At 35.5% G+C, this 22,592-nt stretch carries 20 protein-coding genes; 16 read left to right on the forward strand and 4 right to left on the reverse strand.

Annotated features, from left to right (window positions below):
• Positions 1–33: 33 nt before the first annotated feature.
• The 4 genes from JHL15_RS19925 to JHL15_RS19940 all read left to right on the forward strand — a co-directional run bounded on the left by JHL15_RS19925 (position 34) and on the right by JHL15_RS19940 (position 4,806).
• Positions 34–711: a response regulator transcription factor gene (locus JHL15_RS19925; protein ID WP_200248665.1), complete on the forward strand. Its 678-nt coding sequence runs from the start codon at positions 34–36 to the stop codon at positions 709–711.
• Positions 708–1,976: a sensor histidine kinase gene (locus JHL15_RS19930; protein ID WP_200248667.1), complete on the forward strand. Its 1,269-nt coding sequence runs from the start codon at positions 708–710 to the stop codon at positions 1,974–1,976. Before JHL15_RS19925 ends, JHL15_RS19930 begins: the two co-directional genes overlap by 4 nt.
• A gap of 102 nt (positions 1,977–2,078) precedes the next feature.
• Positions 2,079–3,491: a porin gene (locus JHL15_RS19935; protein WP_200248669.1), complete on the forward strand. Its 1,413-nt coding sequence runs from the start codon at positions 2,079–2,081 to the stop codon at positions 3,489–3,491.
• A 22-nt stretch (positions 3,492–3,513) separates the two neighbouring features.
• On the forward strand, positions 3,514–4,806 hold the full coding sequence (locus JHL15_RS19940) for an MFS transporter (RefSeq protein WP_200248671.1): 1,293 nt from the start codon (positions 3,514–3,516) through the stop codon (positions 4,804–4,806).
• A 60-nt stretch (positions 4,807–4,866) separates the two neighbouring features.
• On the opposite strand, the gene JHL15_RS19945 is transcribed toward JHL15_RS19940, so the two are convergent.
• A complete protein-coding gene (locus JHL15_RS19945; RefSeq protein WP_089027820.1) occupies positions 4,867–5,079 on the reverse strand; it encodes a hypothetical protein in 213 nt (70 codons plus the stop codon).
• A 385-nt stretch (positions 5,080–5,464) separates the two neighbouring features.
• Here JHL15_RS19945 and JHL15_RS19950 point away from each other — a divergent pair, with 385 nt between their 5' ends.
• The 7 genes from JHL15_RS19950 (at position 5,465) to JHL15_RS19980 (ending at position 15,116) form a co-directional block, all read left to right on the forward strand.
• The gene (locus JHL15_RS19950) at positions 5,465–6,316 is read left to right on the forward strand and encodes an alpha/beta fold hydrolase (RefSeq protein WP_200248674.1); all 852 of its coding nucleotides are present in this window, start codon (positions 5,465–5,467) and stop codon (positions 6,314–6,316) included.
• Positions 6,316–6,789: an RNA polymerase sigma factor gene (locus tag JHL15_RS19955; RefSeq protein WP_200248678.1), complete on the forward strand. Its 474-nt coding sequence runs from the start codon at positions 6,316–6,318 to the stop codon at positions 6,787–6,789. The genes JHL15_RS19950 and JHL15_RS19955 overlap by 1 nt, the downstream gene beginning before the upstream one ends.
• Complete coding sequence (locus JHL15_RS19960) at positions 6,776–7,369, forward strand: hypothetical protein (RefSeq protein WP_200248681.1); 594 nt, start codon at positions 6,776–6,778, stop codon at positions 7,367–7,369. Before JHL15_RS19955 ends, JHL15_RS19960 begins: the two co-directional genes overlap by 14 nt.
• Positions 7,370–7,444: 75 nt before the next feature.
• Complete coding sequence (locus JHL15_RS19965; protein ID WP_200248684.1) at positions 7,445–8,059, forward strand: class I SAM-dependent methyltransferase; 615 nt, start codon at positions 7,445–7,447, stop codon at positions 8,057–8,059.
• Between the two features lie 57 nt (positions 8,060–8,116).
• Positions 8,117–10,480: a patatin-like phospholipase family protein gene (locus JHL15_RS19970; protein WP_200248686.1), complete on the forward strand. Its 2,364-nt coding sequence runs from the start codon at positions 8,117–8,119 to the stop codon at positions 10,478–10,480.
• A gap of 197 nt (positions 10,481–10,677) precedes the next feature.
• Positions 10,678–13,191 carry a DUF5686 family protein gene (locus JHL15_RS19975; protein WP_200248688.1) on the forward strand — a complete coding sequence of 838 codons (2,514 nt, stop codon included), beginning with the start codon at positions 10,678–10,680 and terminating at the stop codon, positions 13,189–13,191.
• A 146-nt stretch (positions 13,192–13,337) separates the two neighbouring features.
• Positions 13,338–15,116, forward strand: a complete 1,779-nt coding sequence (locus JHL15_RS19980) for a GEVED domain-containing protein (protein ID WP_200248690.1) — start codon at positions 13,338–13,340, stop codon at positions 15,114–15,116.
• A 215-nt stretch (positions 15,117–15,331) separates the two neighbouring features.
• Here JHL15_RS19980 and JHL15_RS19985 read toward each other — a convergent pair whose 3' ends face one another.
• The 3 genes from JHL15_RS19985 to truA all read right to left on the reverse strand — a co-directional run bounded on the left by JHL15_RS19985 (position 15,332) and on the right by truA (position 18,443).
• The gene (locus JHL15_RS19985; protein WP_200248692.1) at positions 15,332–17,095 is read right to left on the reverse strand and encodes an ABC transporter ATP-binding protein; all 1,764 of its coding nucleotides are present in this window, start codon (positions 17,093–17,095) and stop codon (positions 15,332–15,334) included.
• 196 nt (positions 17,096–17,291) lie between these two features.
• On the reverse strand, positions 17,292–17,636 hold the full coding sequence (locus JHL15_RS19990; RefSeq protein ID WP_200248693.1) for a hypothetical protein: 345 nt from the start codon (positions 17,634–17,636) through the stop codon (positions 17,292–17,294).
• 15 nt (positions 17,637–17,651) lie between these two features.
• Positions 17,652–18,443 (reverse strand): tRNA pseudouridine(38-40) synthase TruA, encoded by a 792-nt coding sequence (truA, locus tag JHL15_RS19995; protein ID WP_200248694.1) that lies wholly within the window; start codon positions 18,441–18,443, stop codon positions 17,652–17,654.
• Positions 18,444–18,492: 49 nt separating this feature from the next.
• Between truA and lpxK the strand changes: the two genes are divergently transcribed.
• The 5 genes from lpxK to dinB all read left to right on the forward strand — a co-directional run bounded on the left by lpxK (position 18,493) and on the right by dinB (position 22,552).
• Positions 18,493–19,518 carry a tetraacyldisaccharide 4'-kinase gene (gene lpxK / locus JHL15_RS20000; protein ID WP_200248696.1) on the forward strand — a complete coding sequence of 342 codons (1,026 nt, stop codon included), beginning with the start codon at positions 18,493–18,495 and terminating at the stop codon, positions 19,516–19,518.
• The gene (locus tag JHL15_RS20005) at positions 19,502–20,317 is read left to right on the forward strand and encodes a purine-nucleoside phosphorylase (RefSeq protein ID WP_200248698.1); all 816 of its coding nucleotides are present in this window, start codon (positions 19,502–19,504) and stop codon (positions 20,315–20,317) included. The genes lpxK and JHL15_RS20005 overlap by 17 nt, the downstream gene beginning before the upstream one ends.
• A gap of 103 nt (positions 20,318–20,420) precedes the next feature.
• Complete coding sequence (locus JHL15_RS20010) at positions 20,421–20,936, forward strand: TlpA family protein disulfide reductase (protein ID WP_200248700.1); 516 nt, start codon at positions 20,421–20,423, stop codon at positions 20,934–20,936.
• A gap of 14 nt (positions 20,937–20,950) precedes the next feature.
• A complete protein-coding gene (locus JHL15_RS20015) occupies positions 20,951–21,406 on the forward strand; it encodes a GNAT family N-acetyltransferase (protein ID WP_200248702.1) in 456 nt (151 codons plus the stop codon).
• Between the two features lie 48 nt (positions 21,407–21,454).
• Positions 21,455–22,552: a DNA polymerase IV gene (gene dinB / locus JHL15_RS20020; protein WP_200249228.1), complete on the forward strand. Its 1,098-nt coding sequence runs from the start codon at positions 21,455–21,457 to the stop codon at positions 22,550–22,552.
• Positions 22,553–22,592: the final 40 nt, after the last annotated feature.

The following is a 22,592-nucleotide window of genomic DNA, read 5'->3' on the forward strand; positions in this document are numbered from 1 at the left end:
CCCTAATAATGTATTTCGGATTAATCCTTTTATATGAAAATCCTTATCATCGAAGATCATAAAGACCTGGCAACCAACATTACAGATTATCTTAAAAAAGAAGATTACGTTTGTGAAGTGGCTACCAATGCAAAAGAAGCTTTGGAAAAAATAGAGCTTTTTGAGTACGATTGTATTCTTTTAGATCTGATGCTTCCGGACGGAAATGGATTGGAGATTTTGAAACATATTAAAAATGATGCACCGGAAGCCAGTATTATTATTGTTTCAGCAAAGAACTCTCTGGATACAAAATTGACAGGCCTGGACGAGGGAGCTGATGATTATATGACAAAACCTTTCTCTTTACCAGAATTACACTCCCGCATAAAAGCAGTTCTGAGAAGAAAGACTCCTGAAACCAACCGTATTCTCAGTTTCAATGAATTTAGTATTGATCTGGAATCAAAAGAATGCAAGGTCAATGGTCAGTTGCTGAATCTTACTAAAAAGGAACTTAATCTGCTGATCTATTTCATCAACAATCAAAACAGGATGCTTTCCAAACAGGCCATTGCGAGTCACCTTTGGGGCGATTACACCTATAGTGTTGACAATATAGACTTTGTTTATCAACATTTAAAAAACCTGCGAAAAAAAATTATTGATGGTGGCGGGAAAGATTATTTACAGACTGTTTACGGATTGGGGTATAAATGGATAGATAAATGAATTTAAGTTTCCGTTTTGCCAGAGCATTTACCATATTGGTATTTTTTGTCCTTACAACAGGCTTTACTATTTTGTATTTTGCCTTTGAAAGGGCTACGATGCGTTCTGCCATTCTCAAACTTGAAGATTTAAATGCTTATGTAGCCAATAAACTGGAGCAGGATTCCACTTATGATTACCTGACCTCTCACCATCGTCAGACTCAGGTTAAAATTCTTCCTTCGAATTACAAAAACACCAAGGAAAAGATCATTGAAGAAAAATACATCTGGAATAAAAGTGTACAATCTTATATCAATAAGATCACCGTTATCACATATCCTGTCATCCACCAGAAAAGATATTCGATTACAAGCGTCCGGTATATTACGATTATCGAAAACCATTTCCTGATAAGCATTATCATGGTGGTTGCCTGGATTATGGTCTTTCTTATTATTCTCACCATTATTGTAGGGGTTCTGGTTTCCAAAAAAATCCTCGAACCTTTTTACCATGCAATAGATGAAATCAAAAAATTTAGCCTGAAAGATAATCGTTCGATGAATTTAATGAAAACGGAAACTGAAGAGTTTAAATCTTTGAACACCTTTTTATTAAAAATGTCTGAAAGTTCTAAAAAAGATTACCACCTCTTAGAAGAGCTTTCCGAGAATACCTCTCATGAGCTGCAGACACCATTGGCTTCTATCAAAGGAAAAATAGAATTATTGATGGATAGTGATCTATCAGAAAAGCAGCTCCTTACCCTTTCTTCAATGAACGATGAACTGGACAGGCTGTCTTCTATTAATCAATCCCTTATTCTTTTGGCCAAGCTGGAGCATTTTGAAAAAAATGATTCCCTTCTTATTAATTTTTCAGAATTGCTTAATGAGAGACTTGTTTATTTTGAAGATCTGTTTGAAATTCAGAATCTGACATTAACAAAGAACATTCAGAAAGAGGTCTACCTTAACTTTGACGAAAACCTGGCAATCATTGTTATCAACAACCTCATCAATAATGCCAAGAGGCATAATATTGAAAATGGAAAGATCACTGTAACCCTTACAGAAACCTATTTTGAGATTTCAAATACCGGAAATCCACCCACGATTCCTGTAGATGAATTATTCAAAAGATTCAAGCGTGGAAACCCGGATCAAAACTCCATTGGGATCGGTTTGGCGCTCGTGAAGAAGATTTTGGAGATTTACAATACTGACATCACTTATCATTTTGAAAACAATTTTCACACTTTAAAAGTTAATTTCACAAAATAAACAACTGTAATTCAAAAAGATAACAATGAATATTTAATTCTAATAAAAACTTCAGAATTTCTTCAGAATTTATCTATTGTTTAGGTGCAAATAAAAGCATCAATGAAAAAACTTTTCATCATTTTTGGTTTAGCAGCTATACAATATACCTATTGCCAGGACAGCCTAAAGGCTACTAAAGCTCCGGAAGAAGCTGTTGTGGAAAAAAATCCATTGGACATTGGAGAGCTTAAAATTAACCTGAACCCAAAAGGAGATAAATGGTTGAAATTTGGTATTTCCAGCCAGATCTGGCTTCGCAGTATCGACAATAACCCGGGAACTTTAGTCAATGGAGTTCCTCAGGACCAAACGTATGATGCCGGAATCCGAAGAATGAGATTAACGATCCAGAGTCAGCTTACTCCATTTTATTCCATATTTTTACAAATGGGGATCAACAATCAGACTTTTATTTCAGGTGGTGGAAGCGGTACGGGAAATAATGGAGCTGGAAAAAAAGCCCCTTTCTTTTTTCATGATGCTTATAATGAACTCGCTATTATTCCCAGAAATGATTTCCAAACAGGAAAACCCAATAAGAATAATGTATATATCGGGGCAGGACTTCACTCTTGGAATGGAGTTAGCAGGCTGACCAATGCAAGCACAACAAAAATGTTGGCCGGAGACATTCCTGTTTTTAATTTTCCTGCTATCGAGATTGCGGACCAGTTTTCGAGACAGTTTGGTGTTTTTGTACATGGTGAATTTGATCGGCTTAATTACAGATTCAGTGTGAACAAACCCTTTGCTACCAACTTGAAACCGACTGTTGGAGGACCAGCTGTAGATAATAACCAGAGTGGGAAATTATCTTATTCAGGATATGCATTCTATCAGTTTTTTAATAAAGAAACTACGGTAACTTCCTTTTTGCCCGGAAATAATCTTGCGGCTAAAAAAGTCCTCAATGTAGGAGCAGGTTTCTACAGTACGAAAGACGGCACCCAATCTCAACCGACTGAGAATGTTTTTGAATCTCATGATGTGAATGTTTTTGGAGCCGATGTATACACGGAACTCCCGGTAGGAAATAAAAACAAGGAAATGGGATTAACGTTATACTCCGTCTATTATAATTATAACTATGGACCGAACTACTTAAGAGTAAGTGGGCTTTTAAATCCAGGAACCCCGGATCCACAATTTACCGGACAAAGAGCTTTGGAAGGGGCCGGAAATAACAGAATTCTGATGGGAACAGGAAATATCTGGTTTTCACAAGTAGGATTTGTTCTTCCCAAATTCAGTAAAATCCTGAAAGTACAGCCTTTCTTCAATTATGCTCTGAAAGATATGAAAGCGCTCAATCAAAGTGGAAGCTATTATGATGTAGGTGCCAATTTCTACTTGTATGGCCAAAATGCAAGAATTGTTGTACAATACAGCAGCAGACCTTTATATGATCTGGTTTCCAAAACTATTTTTGACCGAAAAGGAGAATTCTTATTGTCCTTACAAATTATACTTTAAAAATTTAATATCTTAACCCCCTATGAATACTACTCAAATTACAACCGCTCAAAGGATTAAAGCCATTGTCGGTGGTTCTATCGGAAATCTAGTAGAATGGTATGACTGGTATGCTTACGCAGCTTTTGCCATCTATTTTTCTAATTCATTTTTCCCGGATTCTGATCTTAATGCACAGCTGATGAATACAGCAGGAATATTCGCTGTTGGTTTCCTGATGCGTCCTATCGGTGGATGGCTTTTCGGAAGTATCGCCGACAAGATCGGAAGAAAAAGAGCAATGACCCTTTCCGTTTTACTGATGTCATTTGGATCTTTACTTATTGCCCTTACGCCAACCTATGAGACCATAGGAATTTTAGCACCCATCCTTCTTTTGATTGCCCGATTGTTACAGGGTCTAAGTGTAGGTGGAGAATATGGAGTTTCCGCAACATATCTCAGCGAAATGGCTACAGAAGACAGAAGAGGTTTCTATTCAAGTTTTCAGTATGTAACGTTGATTGGTGGCCAATTAATTGCATTAGGAATCCAATTGATCTTACAAAAGGTCTTATTAACCGAAGCACAACTGGAAGATTGGGGCTGGAGAATACCTTTTATTATAGGAGCAGCATTATCCGTTATCGCATTATATCTACGCGCGAATCTTCATGAAACAGAAGCTTTTGAAAACAAAAAGGAAATTAGTGAAAAGAAAAAGGGAACCATTAAGGAACTTCTAAAACATCCTAAAGCCCTTCTTACTGTAGTCGGATTAACTTTAGGTGGAACACTGGCTTTCTATACGTATACGACTTATATGCAGAAATTCCTGGTGAATACGGTACACCTATCAAAAGAACAATCAACACTTATCTCTTTTGTTTCATTATTTATTTTTGCTTGTCTTCAGCCTGTATTTGGAGGATTATCGGATAGAATTGGCAGAAGGCCATTACTTTTAGGATTTGGAATTTTGGGAACTCTTTGTACCGTACCTCTTCTTACGGCACTAAGCACCACTACTTCTATGTGGGGAGCATTCTTTCTCATTATGGCTGCACTGATTATTGTAAGTGGCTACACTTCCATTAATGCAGTGGTAAAAGCAGAATTATTTCCATCAGAAGTCCGCGCACTTGGAGTAGGTCTGCCCTATGCTTTAACAGTAGCTATTTTTGGAGGAACAGCAGAATATATTGCGCTTTGGCTTAAACAAGCGAATATGGAATCTTACTTTTACTGGTATATTACGGCATGTATATTCTTTTCATTGGTTGTTTATGCACGAATGAAAGACACAAAAGAAAACTCAGCATTGAATAAAGATTAAAAAATACTGACCATTAATAAGACGCGCCACAGAAATTCTGTGGCGCGTCTTTTATTATAGTTAGCTATAAGCTTGTCTGAATTTGACAATGAGGTCATCTAAGTTGTGACGCTGCACATAAATGGTCTTTACCTCTTCATATCTTGGAGATTTATAGAATACTTCATGGAAGTCCATACTTCCATTCCCTACTTTTACTACTTTCTTTACTTCGATATTCAATTTTCTCAACTCGTCCTTTAGGACCTGAAATTCATCTTGTATATTATTCATTGATATTTTTGGATTTAATTAAAAAACGACTACTTTATTTATAACACCCCTATCATTTCAAAGGGGCTGTTCTAAATTCCTACTAAATTTAGTGAATTTTCAAATACAAACAACAGGTTTCACTAAAATTTTATTAATTTCTATACGTTGCAAAAACTATACCTATTATGATAGGGATAGCATAATAATTGAAAAAAAATTAAAGTTAACCCTCAGGAAATGAGGACAAAGCGATATTCAAGCCCGTTATTCCATTTTAATCACCTTCAAAAAACCCAGTATTCATGCGTCTTTCTCATCATTTTCAAAATTTATTTAAAAATTTTGTAACATTTTAAAAGGTGGTGTATCTAAAAGACAAATTAACCATTAAAATTTAGAAAAAATGAGAAAGCTTACAGTTTTAGCCGTGATATTATTATTCTTAGCTCTATGTGCTAATGTATTTGGACAAACAAAATCATACCCATTTGAGGTTAAAAAGACCGGACAGGGAAAACAATCTTTAATTTTCATTCCCGGTTTTGCTTCGTCAGGAGATGTCTGGAAAGAAACAACAGCAAAATTCGAAAAGAATTTTACTTGTTACACATTAACAATGGCAGGGTTCGCAGGAGTAAAACCACAACCTGATGCCACCTTCAAAAACTGGGAAAGTAAAATCGCTGAATACATCACCGATAATAAAATTGAAAAACCCATTATCATTGGTCATAGCATGGGAGGAGGCCTGACTCTCGCTCTTGCTGCAGATTATCCGAGGTTAATTGGCAAAATAGTCATTGTGGATTCCCTCCCTTGTTTAGCCGCGTTAATGAATCCATCTTTTACTGCTAAAGAAAATAATGATTGCTCACCAATGGTCAACAAAATGACGGCAATGACCGACGAACAGTTTCATCAGATGCAGATAAAATCAATTCCACAGCTTTTAGCTGACGCTACAATGCAGGAAACCGTTGTTAGCTGGAGTGACCGATCTGACCGAACCACTTTTGCAAAAATGTATTGTGATTTTTCAAATACTGACCTAAGAGAAAAAATAAAAACGATCCAATGTCCTTCACTTGTTTTATTAGAATCATATTTTGTTAATTTTAAGCCAGCCATAGAAGACCAATATAAAAACATGAAAAATGCAAATCTACAATACGCAAACAAAGGATTACACTTCATTATGTATGATGATAAAGAATGGTATTTCACTCAACTGAATAATTTCTTATCAGTAAAGTAATGGCATTTGAAGAAATCTATGCTTTGTATTGGCAAAAAATATTCCGCCTGTGCATGGGATATGTAAACGATTCTGAATCAGCACAGGATCTCGCTCAGGAAACTTTTATCATCGTATGGCAGCAGCTTCCCAAGTTCAGAAATGAATCCAGCATTGGAACATGGATATTCAGAATAGCGTCTAACAACTGCCTGCGGCAGATTGAAAAAGAAAAACGCTTTGCAAAAACTGATCTACCCATCAATCTGGAAGAGAAAAAACAAGAGTCTTTAGAATCTGAAATCCAGCTTCTCTACAAGTTCATTTCAGAGTTACCTGAAACTGATCGTATTATTATTTCTCTTGAATTAGAAGAAGTAAAACAAGCCGAAATAGCCAATATCGTTGGGCTTTCAGAATCCAACATCAGGGTAAAAATTCATAGGATAAAAGAAAAATTAACACAAAAGTTCAAGGAACATGGAACCTACTAACATAGATTTTAAAAATATCTGGCAAAAACAAAAGGTCAGTGAACCCAATTTTCAAGACCTTCTCAATAAATTAAAACAGTTTAAAAATAAGAGCTTGCGGAAACTAATGATCACCAATGTTTTATTAGTGTTGACAAGTCTATTTATTGCCTGGGTGTGGTACCATTACCAACCCCAATTTATCAGCACAAAAATCGGAATTGTCCTTGTCATTTTAGCAATGGCTATCTACTTATTTGCTTACAATAAACTGTTTACATTCTTTTACAAAACAAACAGTACACAAACCAATACCGATTACCTGCAAAGCCTTTATACATTAAAAAGCAAACAAGGATTCCTTCAAACAAAAATGGTGAGTCTCTATTTTCTGATGTTGTCTACAGGAATATGTCTTTATATGTATGAATACGCTTCCCAGATGACAAAGTTCATGGCCGTTTTCGCGTATTCTGTTACGCTGATCTGGATAGGATTCAATTGGTTTTACATCAGACCTAAAACTGTTAAAAAACAGCAGACAAAACTTAACGAATTGATTAAAAAGTTCGAAGACATCAGTAAACAGTTAAAAGAATAAAAAAAACTGATGTAAAATATTTTGTTTCGTTGTCTCTTTTGTAATTTAGTTGCTGTTAAAAACATTGTTTTACAAATGGATACAACAACGAATAAAAGCCACTGGGATACTGTATATACAACCAAACCCCCCGACCAAGTAAGCTGGACTCAGGAAAAACCTAAGATCTCGCTTGACTTTATCGGGTCTTTTGGGCTTGGAAAAGATGCTAAAATAATTGACATCGGTGGGGGCGACAGTAACCTTGTTGATTTTTTACTTGATGAAGGATATGAAAACATTACAATACTCGATATTTCCGATGCTGCATTAGAAAAGACCAAAACACGATTGGGAAGTAAAGCGGAAAAAATAACGTTCATTGCAACGGACATTGCAGAATTCAAGCCTGATCAGCAATACGACATATGGCATGACAGGGCCACATTTCATTTTTTAACCCAAGAAGAACAAATTTCAAAATACCTAAATCTTGCAGAAAGCAATATTGATGGATTTATGGTATTGGGTACTTTTTCAAAAGATGGTCCCACAAAGTGCAGCGGATTGGATATTAAACAATATGATGAGGAATCTATGGTAAAACAATTTGAAAATAGCTTCGAAAAGATAGAATGCATTTCGACGGACCATACAACTCCTTTTAATACAGTTCAAAATTTCACATTCTGTAGTTTCAAAAAAAGATAAGAGATCTATGAGTAACATTATGATCATTTTCACTACTTGTTAAATAATATAATTCAGATGAAAAATTTTCTCACTCTCTTTCTTTTATCCATATTTTCTTTATACTCGGCGCAAGATTCAATAAAAACGGCAACACCTATTACGAAGGACACCAAATTCGGATTAGCGCTCAGTGGGGGTGGCGCCAAGGGATTCGCACACCTTGGAATTTTGAAAACGATAGATTCTCTGGGTATAAAAATAGATTACATCACGGGTACCAGTATGGGAGGTATTCTGGGTGGGTTGTATGCTATGGGATATAATGGTGAGCAGCTGAAAAAAATGGTGTATGGAATGAACTGGAAAAGGATTCTGAGTAATAAAATCCCGTACAATCAAGTCAATATAAGTGAAAAAGATGAGTACAATAAATACATTCTTGAATTCCCGGTTATCAATGGGAAACCTTCTTTGCCCAGCTCGTATATAGAAGGCCAGTACATGGGTGAAGTTTTGAATACATTAACTTTTCCCGCTAAGCATGTCAACGATTTTAGCAAACTCCAGATTCCTGTACAATTAACCTCATCCGATATTGTAAATGGAGGGTTGGTAATGCAAAAAAAAGGGTCTTTAGCATTGGCTATTCGTTCCACATTGGCCATTCCAGCAGCTTTTGCTCCAGTTTATATTGACGGAAAACTACTGGTAGACGGTGGTCTGGATCGAAATTTCCCTGTTAAAGAAGTTAAAGATATGGGAGCCGATTACATTATTGGCGGTTACACAGGGTTTAGGCTTTTCACAAAGGAGGAGATCAAGAATCCTATGAAAATGATTTACCAAACACATGCATTCCATTCGGTTCAGGACTTTAATGAACAAAAGAAAATGTCTGATATTCTGGTAGATTTTGTAACCCCACTCAATGATTATACTACAAAGGATTTCAGAAAGTACAGAGAGATTATTAAAATAGGTGAAGCTGAGGCGAAAAAACATCTCCCGGAATTTATAGCTCTTGCTAATGAACAGCGAAAATTGGGGATTATTTATGATCACAAACTTATCGAGGAGGAAAAAAAACCAACAATACGATTTACATACAGTGAGGATAATGGCACTCCTATCAATAACCCTGCGGAGATCGAAGCTATAAGAAGCCTGATGGGATTGAAAGAAGGTGTTTATTATGATGCAAAAACCATTAATGCAGCTATAGACAGGGTTTTTGGTGTAAGACAATATGACAGGGTATATTACACCTATACAGATTCTGAACAGGGACTGATCATGAATATTTTTGTAAAAAGAGCAGCACCTGGAAATTTGAAATTAGCCTTGCACTATGATAATGAACAATCTGTAGGGATTATTCTTAATTATACGTACAGAGATTATGCAGAAGCTAAGTTTCGTGCTCTTGCTACGGTAGATATTTCCGAACGTTTCAAAGCCCGTTTACAATTCCAGAAATTTCTGGATACCGATTACCGTTGGTGGATAAGTATGGAAGGAAATATTTCCTTTTTAAAAAGTAATGACCTTCTCTTAAGGTTTTCCGGAGATAATGATATCGAAAACAATCTGTTTTTCCCCAATTATATTTATAGAAATATTAAGGCCAATACCGCTATTAATTATTCGCTCCATCCAAATACTATGGCCTCATTCGGATTAGAATTCAATGCGGAGAAATTAAACAGATCTGTTGACAAAATAAGTCAGACTTTCACCGATCTATACAGTAAAAAAGTATACTATCACACCAATCTGGATTTATATTTTAAATTCAACCAAAATAGCTTCAATACAAGGTATTACCCTACTTCAGGAAATAATTTACAGTTCATTACAAAGTATTATTTTGGAGATCAATATGATTTATATAATCTACAGGAAATACAACCCCAGCTGTATGATTATTTAAATCCGGGAACCGAAGGATATTATAAGCCAAAAAACCTGATAAGCCTCACGCTTAATGAAAACTATATTGTACCCATAAATAAAAGAATATCTGTAAAAGCCAACGCCTTTTTAGGAACCAACTTCGCTCCTCAAACGCTAGGATCTTCAGAAGGAATTCCTTATCTCTTTCTGAATCAAAAATTCAATCTCGGAGGAAGTGAATATAATTTTGATGGTATGAATCCTGAGTTTAATGGTTTCAGACAAAAAGAAGTTCCGATGAATTCTATCGCTAAACTTGGATTGGAAGTTCAATACAGAATTTATCACAGGATTTACCTTACTCCTTCATTTCATTATGCTTCCATAAGTGATGAGCTTTCCCCTTTTAAAAGCAACGAAAAACTAATCGGTTATGGGCTAAATCTAGGTTATGAATCCATTTTAGGTCCCATCAATATTAACGTATCAAGGAATGATGCGCTCAGTATCTGGAGAGCTTATTTTAGTATAGGCTTTAAATTCTAAAATCAGATGAAAAACCAAATTGTTCATTGGCTATTTGAAAAATTGCTTTTTGATATTATTCTTTCAAAATACAGAACAATTAGGGAAATAGAATTTACGCATAAAATGAATCATTTATCGTTAATAGCTAAAACAATAGAAAAATTTAAAAAGACAACCTTTGATACATTTTAATTAAAAACGCATTTTTTTAAATAATGAAAAAGAAATTAAGTTTCCTATTTACTTTTATTTTTATGCTATCCTATTCCCAAACGAAGGTAAAGGGTATTGTATATGATGAATTGGACAGACCAGTAGATTCTGTTAAAATATCATTCAAAGGAACAGCCATCAGTACATTAAGCAGTGAAAAGGGAAAATTTTTGTTGTCTTCAGAACAGGAACACTCTACGCTTGTGGTCACCTATGAAAAAAAACATTTAGTAAGAGAAATCCCTCTTGACCGTCGTGTGAACAGGAATATTGAAATACGCCTCAACTCAGAAAAAGCTTTACAGGAAATCACTCTGGTAGGAAAGTCCAAGAAAAAGTTATCAAAAAAAGAAAATCCAGCTTACAAAATACTTCAGGGAATATGGAAAAACAAGGAAAGAAATGATATCCATTCTCTAGAATCCTATGATTACCACAGATACACTTCAATAAACATGGGTCTCAATAACATGGATAGTATTTTAGCTAAAAAAGTATTGGGAGATGAGTATAAAACGCTGCGTAAAGTTTTAGCAAAAGATGAACAGGCAGAAGAAAAGATAGCCATCCCTGTATTTATGAATGAACTTAGTGAGAGGATCTATGGAAAAAAGAACAGAGAAAGAATCGATACAGAAGGTGAAAGAAAATCGGGACTCAATGAGGTAGGAAGAGGATTCGGAGTGGAGAGATTCAGCCAGGTCTTTAATGAGATCAATCCTTATGAAGACGACATCAGAATTCTTGATAAATCTTTTGTCAGTCCATTATCATCAAGAGGATATGGAGTTTATCAATATGCTCTCAAAGATTCGGTTAATGAAGGAGGCCATATGGTGTATACCATCCATTTCTTTCCCCTCAATTCGGGAGACCTTCTCTTCCAGGGTCGTTTTAAAGTAGTGGATGGAATATTTGCGGTAACTGATATCTGGATGAAAACAACGAGACAAATTAATATGAGTCTCGTTCGGGATTTTTCTATAGAAAAACATTATACAGAAGTAAAAGACGATTTCTATCTTCCTGGTAAAAGTCAGTATGAAGGCAACTTCACCCTGTTCTCAAAAAGAAAAGACGAAATGGGAGTCTATGTAAAAAAGGAAATCAACGATTATGAATACCTTTTAGATCAGCCCCATGATGATGCATTTTATCAGCAGATCATTGTTCAAACGAGATCAGATCAGTTCGAAAAACCAGATGAATACTGGAAAACTTCTTCCGGAGCAAGCGAGGATACAGAAGAAACTTTAAAAATCATTCAGGGTTTAAAATCAAATAAAAAAATTAATAGGATCACTAATATAATAACCATTGCTTCCACCGGATATGTGGATGTCTTTAAAGGGTTACAAACAGGATCATTGTGGAAAACGGTTTCCAGTAATAATATAGAAGGCTTGCGATTACGCATGGGATTTCGAACTTATAAAACAGAGGATGATAAGCTTCGGTTTAATTTTTATGGAGTATATGGAGTTGACGATCGTAAATTTAAATACGGCATAGAAGGAATTTATTTACTGAGCTCACAGCCCAGAATCGTACTTGGAGCATCTCACCTCAGAGACAATTTACAATTGGCCAGCAGGCTGATCTCCCCTAGTGATCTATTGCCTAAAAGTTCCAATGCCAATTCACTGATACGACGTGGGGAAAACTACTATTTATCGAATGTGATGAGAAATACGATTAATTTTGACTGGGCCATAAATAACAACCTGCATATTAATATATCCGGAGTCCATCAACAAATAGAATCAGCCGATCCCAAATTATTCTCAATGAATTATACACTACCTAATAGTTCTGAGATCCAAAATAAGCTTACCGATTTTGCAACAAATATTTCTGTAACGTACACACCCGGCAGAAATGTATATGGATATGGCGTGGAACAGAAATTTGGAAAGCTCCCCTATCCAACCTTCCTTCTAAAATATACTAAAGGCTATAAAGGCTTAATGAACAGCGATTTCAATTATAATAAACTTCAATTATTGATTAAAGAAAACTTCTTTCTAAGCAATTTTGGAGTGCTCAACGCTTCATTAGAATTAGGAAAAACCTTTAATCCAGTCCCGCTTCCATTATTAAGCCCTGTAACAGCTGATCAGAGTTTATCTGTAGTTCCCAACTCCTTTGCGTTGCTTAATTATTATAACTTTACTACAGATACTTACATGATGGGACATTTTGAACATCATTTCAATGGATTTATTCTTAACAGAATACCTCTGATCAAAAAGCTAAAATGGAGAAGCTTGATCTTTTATCGATTTGCGTACGGAAGCATATCTCAAAATAATATTGAGATTAATAAATCTTCTATAGATTATGTTGCGCCGCACAACAACGTTTACAGTGAGTATGGATTTGGTATTGAAAATGTAGGTTATGGAAATATCCGTCCATTTAGGGTCGATTTTGTCTGGAGAAGTACAATGGGAGAATTTTCAGGTATAGTACCGCCAAGTTTTGGAGTGAGATTCGGCTTCAAACCAGGCTTCTAAAATAAAATTTGAAAATCAATAAAAGGATCCGACAACAAGTATTTTTATTTTTCAGAAATTTATAGAGATTTTACATTATTTCCCACACTATTGATATTTTTGTTTAAATTTAATAACATTTTATTAAAACCACTAACAATTATATTATGAAAAGACTATTACTCTCTATTATTCTGGGGTTATCGTGTACTCAATTTCATGCACAGAAAACCGAATTATTAGAATGCGGAACCGATGAACTTATGAGGAAACATTATGAAAGGTTTCCAGAGCAAAAAGCGCAGGATGATGCTTTCAATTTAGAATTATCGAAATTGATCAAGAGCGGAAAACTAGCGTCTAAGATCAATAAAAATCAGGTCTATGAAATTCCTGTTGTTGTACATGTAGTTGGCGACGGAAGTGCAATAGGAACAGTAAATAATAAATCCGATGCTGATATCATTGCATGGATCAATTATACCAATGGTGTATTTTCGGGAAGTTCATCTAGTGGAATGTCATCATCCAGTGCCATATTGCCAGTAAAATTTGTTTTTGCTAAGATCAGCCCCAATTGTACGACTACCAACGGGATCAATAGGATCAATGCATCACATCTTCCAAAGTATGTAAGTGGTGGTGTAAATAATGATAACACAACCAATGCCGTAGCCGCATCTGAAATTACCGCTTTAGGAATGTGGGATACGAGTAAATACTACAACATCTATGTTGTAAAGAAATTAACATCCAACTCAGGAGGTCTTAATGGTTTTGCGTATTATCCTGGAGGAAGTAATGACTATTCTTTCATGTCTACCAGCGCATCAGCAGTAAATGCACAGACACTAGCTCATGAGTTTGGGCATGCTTTAGGACTTCGTCATACCCACGAAGGATTTAATGATTCAACAGGTGCGTGCCCTACCAATACTGACTGTACTTTACAGGGAGACCTTGTATGTGATACAGAACCTATGAAAAGTCTTTATCACTCATCTGTTCCCCATACTTGTCAGACAGGGCAGATCAATCCATGTACAAGCCTTACTTATGCAGGAGGAGAAAGAAATGTAATGTCTTACACCTATTGCTTCCGGGATTTATTTACACCAGGACAATCAGACAGAGCCACAGCACAACTTTTACAATACAGACAGTCTCTTATTAATTCTCCTGTAGCTGGCGCAACTACTCCCAACAATGCAGTTTCATTAACAACGGCTTGTGTTCCTACAACGATTACCAATCCGGGAAATTTCAATATTGGAATTACATCAGTTAAATTCGGAAGCATTAATAATTATTCCCCGAATTATAAAGCTGCAGCTAATAATTTTTATGAAAACTTTACAGGAACTTATTGTTTAGGTGTTTCCAAAACAACAATCCCTTCAGGCACTTCAACAAGCCTTACCGTTGCTCCCGGAACCAGCAATCCACACATCATAAAAGTATATATTGACTATAATAACGATGGACAATTCAATGAAACTACAGAATTGGTTCTCAACCAAAGCAATATAGCAAATGGATCTACCGCTTCCGCTTCTGTTACTCCACCTTCAAACGCAGTTGTAAATACTGCTTTAAGAATGAGAGTGATTGGAGAATACAACGGAACAGCTGTAACTTCGTGTTCAACTCCAAAATATGGACAGGTAGAAGATTACTCTGTGATCATTACACCTAGAACTTTAGCTACTAAAAACGTAACTGAAAATCAAACAGTTATTTCTCAGACAGAAAATACCGTGGATATAAAGAGTGACATAAAGATCACGTCATTAGTTATCTACGATGCTTCCGGAAGAATGCTTGTTAACCAAAACAACCTCAAGGCTACAGAGCTTACCATTCCAATCAACGCTAAAAATATCGTTGTGATTGTAAAAGCCACACAAGAAAATGGAAAAGTAATCACCAAGAAATTAAAATTCTAAACCACACAAAAAGAGAGCTAAACTAGCTCTCTTTTTTTATCTTGATTAATTTATATTTCCCAAAAGATCAAACATCCGATAACAGCCTATATTTGAAAATCAAAATGTTTATAAAAGGAACAACATTGAAGCAATTAGGCAATTTTACACTTTAACAATTCCGCGATTTTGCAATTCAGCCATTCAGCCTTTTCGCCCTTTCGCCTCCCATCATTCTATTTCGCCGCCTGATTCTCCTCTTCCATCTCCACCTCATGTCTCAGCTGAGCCTTATATAAAGTAGAGTAATATCCATTTCTGTTAAGCAACTCCATATGTTTTCCTTCTTCAACAATTTTACCATGCTCCATTACAATAATCTTATCAGCCTTTTCAATGGTTGAAAGTCTGTGAGCAATAATAATAGAGGTTCTGTTTTTAGTAATCTTCTCAGTTGCTCTCTGGATCAACTTCTCGCTTTCATGGTCAATAGAAGATGTGGCTTCATCCAGAATCAGAATCTCTGGGTTAGATAAATAGGCTCTTAAGAAAGACAACAATTGTCTCTGACCTAATGAGATGGACGAACCTCTTTCACTTACCACATAGTCATAAGCACCAGGAAGCTGCTCGATAAATTCATCCACTTCAATTTCTTTGGCACCAGCTTTTATTTTCTCCAAAGTAATGCTATCATCCCCAAATGCAAGGTTTTCAAAAATACTTCCATGGAAAAGGAAAACATCCTGTAATACAACTCCAAGATGGCTTCTCAGATTATATAATTCATAGTCTTTTAACTCTACATCATCAATGAAAATCTGTCCGGAATTGATATCATAAAGTCTGGTAATTAAGCTAATGATCGTAGATTTACCAGCTCCTGTAGCTCCAACGATTGCAACTGTTTCTCCGGGATTTACTTTAAAGTCAATTCCTTTTAAAACTTCCTGCTTTTCATCATAAGCAAAACGAACATCTTTAAATTCTATTTTACCTTTGAAATGATCTTTTTTGATCGTTCCGTGATTTGGCATTGCATAATCTTCATCCATTAAGCCCAATACTCTTTCTGCACCTACAATCCCACGCTGGATATTATTAAAACGATCCGCTATTTGTCTCAACGGACGAATCAACATAGAGATATACTGAATAAAGGCAATAACCACCCCGGCACTAATCGTAATGTACCCTCCATAAAAAAGGATAAACCCAATAAATAATGAAGAAATAAGTTCTACAACCGGAAAGAATAATGAAAAGATAAAAACAGTTTTCAACAATGCTCCCTTCAGCGTAATATTAATTTCATCGAATTTTTTAAACTCAGCTTCCTGTCTGTTGAAAACCTGGATAATTGGCATTCCGGCCAATCTCTCCTGAACAAAAGAGTTCTGATTGGCAGTCCATGTTCTTTCATCTCCAAAAGCTTTTTTAAGTCTTTTCTGGAAGAATCTTGTGATCACAACCATTAAGGGAAGAATCGCAAGTGTAATATAACTCAAATGAACATTGGTACTGAACATCATTACCAATACAAAGACGATTCTCAGAATATCTCCAAAAACCATCAGGAAGCCATCCGTATAAACAGTAGCAATCGTTTCCACATCACCTACTGCACGGGTTACGAGCTGACCAATTGGTGTTTTATCGAAAAATGATGTTCTGAAGTAAATAAGTTTAGCATATAACCTTTCCCTTATATCTCTGATTACATTCTGAGAAATATAATTGGAGAAATACACTAAAAAGAAATTTAAAATAGTTTCAGCGAAAACCAACCCCACAAGTATATAGATATGCTTCATCATCAAAGCCTTATCTTGCAGTTTCGTGATGTCATTATCTACAACTTCCATTGTAAGATAAGGTCTGTAGGTAGAAACTATGGATAATATAACAGAAATTATTAGAGTAAGAATAAACCAAGATCGGAATTTCATCCCGATAAAGAAGAGTCTTTTAATAATTCCCCAGGTATCTTGTTTTTTCATTGTTCAAATTGAAGAAAAGAATTAATTTAAATTCCTTGCAAAAATAACACTTTATAATTTGAAAGTCAGAACAACTTATTCAAATAGTAATAGAAAATTTCAGATACCTGTTATTTAAAATATGAATATACTTCTATAAAAATTGAGGCTCACACATCGGAATGAATGATGGAATAAATTAAAAACAGAAAAGCTTTTATAGGTTTTCTTTCACCCCTATCTCTTCAATTTCCAGACTAGGTTTCTGAATATTTTCTTTCTTAAATTTTTTCTCAAGAAGCTGATAAACTCCCCAAACTGCAACTATCGCAAGCACCCAGCTCATCACATTTATCAAAGTAAATCCACTGAAATTATTATCTTCCAGTGAGCCATGGCTTGTCAATCCAACATAAAATCCGTACCCCATAAGAAATACCACCTGAAAGCCCAGATAAATTCCAATACCCAAAAGACCAAAGTGCCACTTGGTTTTTCCAAATCTTTCAGCCAGCCTTGCATAGTATCTGTAGGCTCCGATAAGAATAAAAATTGACAACATAGCTATTATTGTTTTTTAAAAGTCGTAACCAACATCCACAAGAAACAGCCCTTGCGCCGGAGCAGAAGTCCCCGCTGAATTCCGGTTTTTATCTTCAATCACATTTCTTAAGTCTTCAGGCTTTAGCTTTCCGGCACCAATTTCTACCATCGTTCCGACAATTGCTCTTACCATATTTCTAAGAAAACGATTCGCAGAAACGGTAAATTTCAGTTCACTCCCATTCTGCTCCCATTCTGCTTTATATATTTTGCAGATATTGGTTTTGTTGTCCGTTTTTACTTTGGCAAAACTTGTAAAATCTTCATATTCAAATAAAATTTTGCAAGCCTCATTCATAGCATCCATATTTAAGGACCTTCTCCAATGTTGCCATGCAGATTCTAATGTGAAAGGATTTTTTTCTAAAGAAATATAATATTCGTACGTTCTGTAAGTCGCATCAAAGCGGGCATGAAAATCATCTTTTACCGGGAAAATCCTTTTAATGGAAATATCCGGTGGCAGGAAACTATTCAGCTTATGGCCAAGCTGATCATTAAAAGCTACTTCTGTATCAAAGTGAGCATATATTTTTTTTGCGTGAACACCGGTATCTGTTCTTCCGGCACCCGTAATTTTGATCTCATCTCTTAAAATTGTCGAAAGCGCTTTTTCCAATTCTTCCTGTACAGAATTAGCATCCGGCTGGATCTGATAACCGAAATAATTTTTACCGTTGTAAGAAAACTCTATGAAGTACCTCAATGTAATAGAATAACTCCACAAAAATACTTTAATTTTATGAAATATTTGTTGAAAAGTCATTGAGAATATTCAGCCAAATCCTCTTAAAAATTACTATTTTTGCAATCGTATGAAAAGATGGTACCTTTATCCCTTCTCTGTAGGTTATCATTTGGTAACGGGTATCCGAAACACAATGTATGATCTGGGGATCTTTAAATCTACGAAATTCAAAACTCCGATAATTAATGTCGGTAATTTGTCTGTTGGCGGAAGTGGAAAATCACCAATGGTGATGTACCTTGCCCAATACTTATCCAAACATTACAGAACCGGAGTCCTTTCACGTGGTTATGGAAGACTGACAAAAGGATATGAGATAACGAATTATGACAGCAACTACAAAATGGTGGGTGATGAAGCGATGCAGCTGTTTGAACGTTTTAAAAATCGTTTTGTCATTGCCGTTTCTGAGGAAAGAGTACCTGGTGCTAAAAAAGTGATTGAAGATATGGATCTGGATGTTCTGGTTCTTGATGATGCATTACAGCACAGAGCAATCAAAGCAGGATTCAATATCTTAATGACGGATTTCAACGATCCTTATTTTAAGGACCACCTTCTTCCGGGAGGAGACTTAAGAGAGTCGAGAGCGGGAGTAAAAAGAGCTGATATCATTATGGTCAGCAAATGTCCCGATGAATTGACAGAGGAGACCAAACAGTACTATATTTCAAGAATAAGACCCGACCGTTATCAGAAGGTATTTTTTTCATCCATTGGATATGATGAAAATGTGTACGGGAAAGAGAAAATGCTTCCTGACAACAACCTTAATTATTATGATATCCTTTTAATTACGGGTATTGCCAATCCAAAACCTCTGTTGGAACATTTAGCAAAATTTTCACATAGAGTAAAACATCTGAAATTCAGAGATCATCATAACTTCTCTGATGATGACATCAAAAAAATTGTAGCAGAATATAAAAAACTAGGCGAATATAAATTAATCTTAACCACAGAGAAAGATTATGTTCGTTTAAAAAGCTTTGACTATCTTAGAGATATTGTTTACTACTGGCCTATCAATGTGATCATTGATAAAAAGGAAGAGTTTAACCAAATCATCTTAGATTATGTTAGAAAAAATTAGAGAAACTGCTAATTTCATTAAAGATATTATTCAGGACACTCCGGATTTTGCTATTGTTTTGGGTTCCGGATTGGGAAAACTTAAGGATGAAGTTCAGCCTATTCATATATTAGAATACAAAGATATTCCCAACTTTCCTCAAACGACTGTTGTCGGTCATGGCGGGCAATTAATTTTCGGGATTTTAGAGGGTAAAAAAGTATTGATGATGAGTGGTCGTTTTCATTACTATGAAGGCTATTCGATGGATACAGTGGTATTCCCAATCAGAGTCTTTCATTTACTCGGTATTAAAAACCTTCTTCTTTCAAATGCTTCGGGTGGAATAAATCCCAATTATAGAGTCGCAGATATTGCTATTGTAAAAGACCACATCAATATGATGCCTGAACATCCTCTTCGCGGAAAAAACATTGACGAATTAGGACCAAGATTTGTTGATATGAGCGAGTCTTACAACAAAAGAATGATCGCCATTGCTGAAAAAGCAGCTTCCGAAAATAATATTACCATCCATCAGGGAGTTTATTTGGCTCTACAGGGTCCAACCTTTGAAACACCCGCTGAATATGGAATGATAAAAGCCATGGGTGGAGACATGGTGGGAATGAGTACTGTTCCTGAAGTGATTGTGGCTAAACATATGAATATGGATGTTTTTTGCATTTCTGTAATTACTGATCTCGGAGGACCGGATATTTCCTTTGCCGTTTCTCATGAAGAAGTCCTGAATGCAGCCAACAAAGCAATGCCTAATGTAATTACTGTAGTAAAAGGCCTGGTTAAAAACTATCAATAATTATCTATCGAATTTTTCAATCCTTTAAATTTTTGCTAATTAATACAAAAGCAATTCATAACTTCGTTGTATTGTTTAGATTTATAAAAAAATGAAATTGATAATGAAAAAGCTATTATTATTTTTTATGCTGGGAAGCTTTGGAATGTTTTATTCTCAAGAGGTTCCAAAGGTACTTAAAACTAGTTTTTCTAAAGAAGCTTTACAACAAAAGCTTGAAAATGAAGATGGAAAAAGTGTTACCATACAGGATATCCTGAATCAAAATAAAGGTAAGATTGTGGTAATTGATTTTTGGGCAGGATGGTGCAGAGACTGCTTAAAAGCACTTCCAAAAGCTCAGGAACTTGAGAAAAATAATCCGAATATAAACTTCGTATTCCTTTCGTTAGAAAGATCAAAAGAAGGTTTTGATAAAAGCCTTGAAAGATTTGATATGAAAGATAAAGAGAATTACTGGTTTGCTTCAGGATGGAAAAATGATTTCAATAATTATATTGACCTGAACTGGATCCCAAGATATATGGTGATTGACCAAAAATCAGCGATTGCAAAATATTATGCAATTTCTCCGGAGGATCCTGAAATTCAAGCTACTATCAATAAACTTTTGCAATAGAAATAACAAACACTATGACTATAAGAGAAGCAACAAAAGAAGATCTGGAAACTCTTTTAGAATTCGAGCAGGGTGTTGTTTTAGCAGAAAGACCTTATAATAAAACGCTGATCGAAGGCGAAATTCATTATTATGATTTACCTTCTTTGATGAGTTCCGAAGATGCTATTTTAATAGTCGCTGAACAGAATCATGAAATTGTTGCATCTGGTTATGCCCTAATTAAGCAGGCTGAAAAAGACTATACTGTTTTTAAAAAATATGCCTATCTGGGATTTATGTATGTAAAACCTGAATACAGAGGACAAGGAATCAATCGATCCATTACAGAAAAACTGATTGAATGGTCAAAGGAAAAAGGAATGTCCGAGATAAGGCTTGATGTATATGATCAAAATGAATCAGCAGTAAAAGCCTATGAAAAAGTAGGTTTTGAACCTTTGCTTCTTACCATGAGATTAAAAAATTAACATTAATCTATCCAAAAATAGAAATAAATGAATCCATATCTTTGTGATATGGATTTTTCTTTACCCATTCGCAAAATTATTCATGTTGATATGGATGCATTTTATGCATCTGTAGAACAGCATGATAATCCTGCACTTCGGGGAAAGCCGGTCGCAGTGGGAGGTGAACACCGGGGAGTAGTTTCTGCTGCAAGCTATGAAGCCAGAAAATATGGAGTACGTTCTGCTATGCCCAGTAAAACAGCAAGAGAAAAATGCCCGCATCTGATCTTTGTTCCACCCCGTTTTGCCCGATATAAAGAAATCTCGAGAAAGATCAGAGAGATCTTTTATGAATATACGGATCTGGTAGAGCCGCTTTCCTTAGATGAAGCCTATTTGGATGTAACGGAGAACAAAAAAGACATAGAATCCGCAAATGATATCGCCCGGGAAATACGCCAGAAAATATTTGAGCAAACCGGTCTTACAGCTTCCGCAGGTATCTCAATCAATAAATTTCTGGCCAAAGTAGCCTCAGATATCAATAAACCCAATGGGCAAAAAACAATTCACCCTGATAAGGTAGAATCTTTTCTGGAAGAACTTCCTGTCGAAAAATTCTATGGAGTAGGAAAAGTAACAGCCAACAAAATGTTCACTTTAGGAATTTTTAAAGGAAAAGATTTAAAGAAAAAATCACTTCACGAACTGGTCAGTCTTTTTGGGAAATCGGGAAGTCATTATTATAATGTTGTTCGTGGTATTCATAATTCTGAAGTTAAACCTCATCGGATTCAAAAGAGTGTGGCCGTTGAAAGAACCTTTTTTGAGGACCTTTATGATGAACAGCAGATTGACGAAAAACTAGAAAGTTTAAGCGCTGAACTTCATCAGAGATTGCAAAAAAATAATATTCTCGGTAGAACACTCACCTTAAAGATCAAGTATAAAGATTTTTCACTTTTCACAAGAAGCATAACAAAAGAGGATTATTATATTTCCGCGGAGGAATATTTTCAAACCTCAAAAAAGCTATGGGAATTAAGACCCTTTGATAAACCCGTCCGCCTGTTAGGCCTGTCTCTCTCCCATCTTAATACGGAAGAAAAAAAACAGGTTTCAGTTCAACTAAAAATACCGTTTCAGGAATTTAACAATCCATAGTTGGAAATTTTCACTACATTGTAGTAACTAAATTTTCTAA

The organism is Chryseobacterium paridis (genome assembly GCF_016595215.1).
Lineage (GTDB): Bacteria > Bacteroidota > Bacteroidia > Flavobacteriales > Weeksellaceae > Chryseobacterium > Chryseobacterium paridis.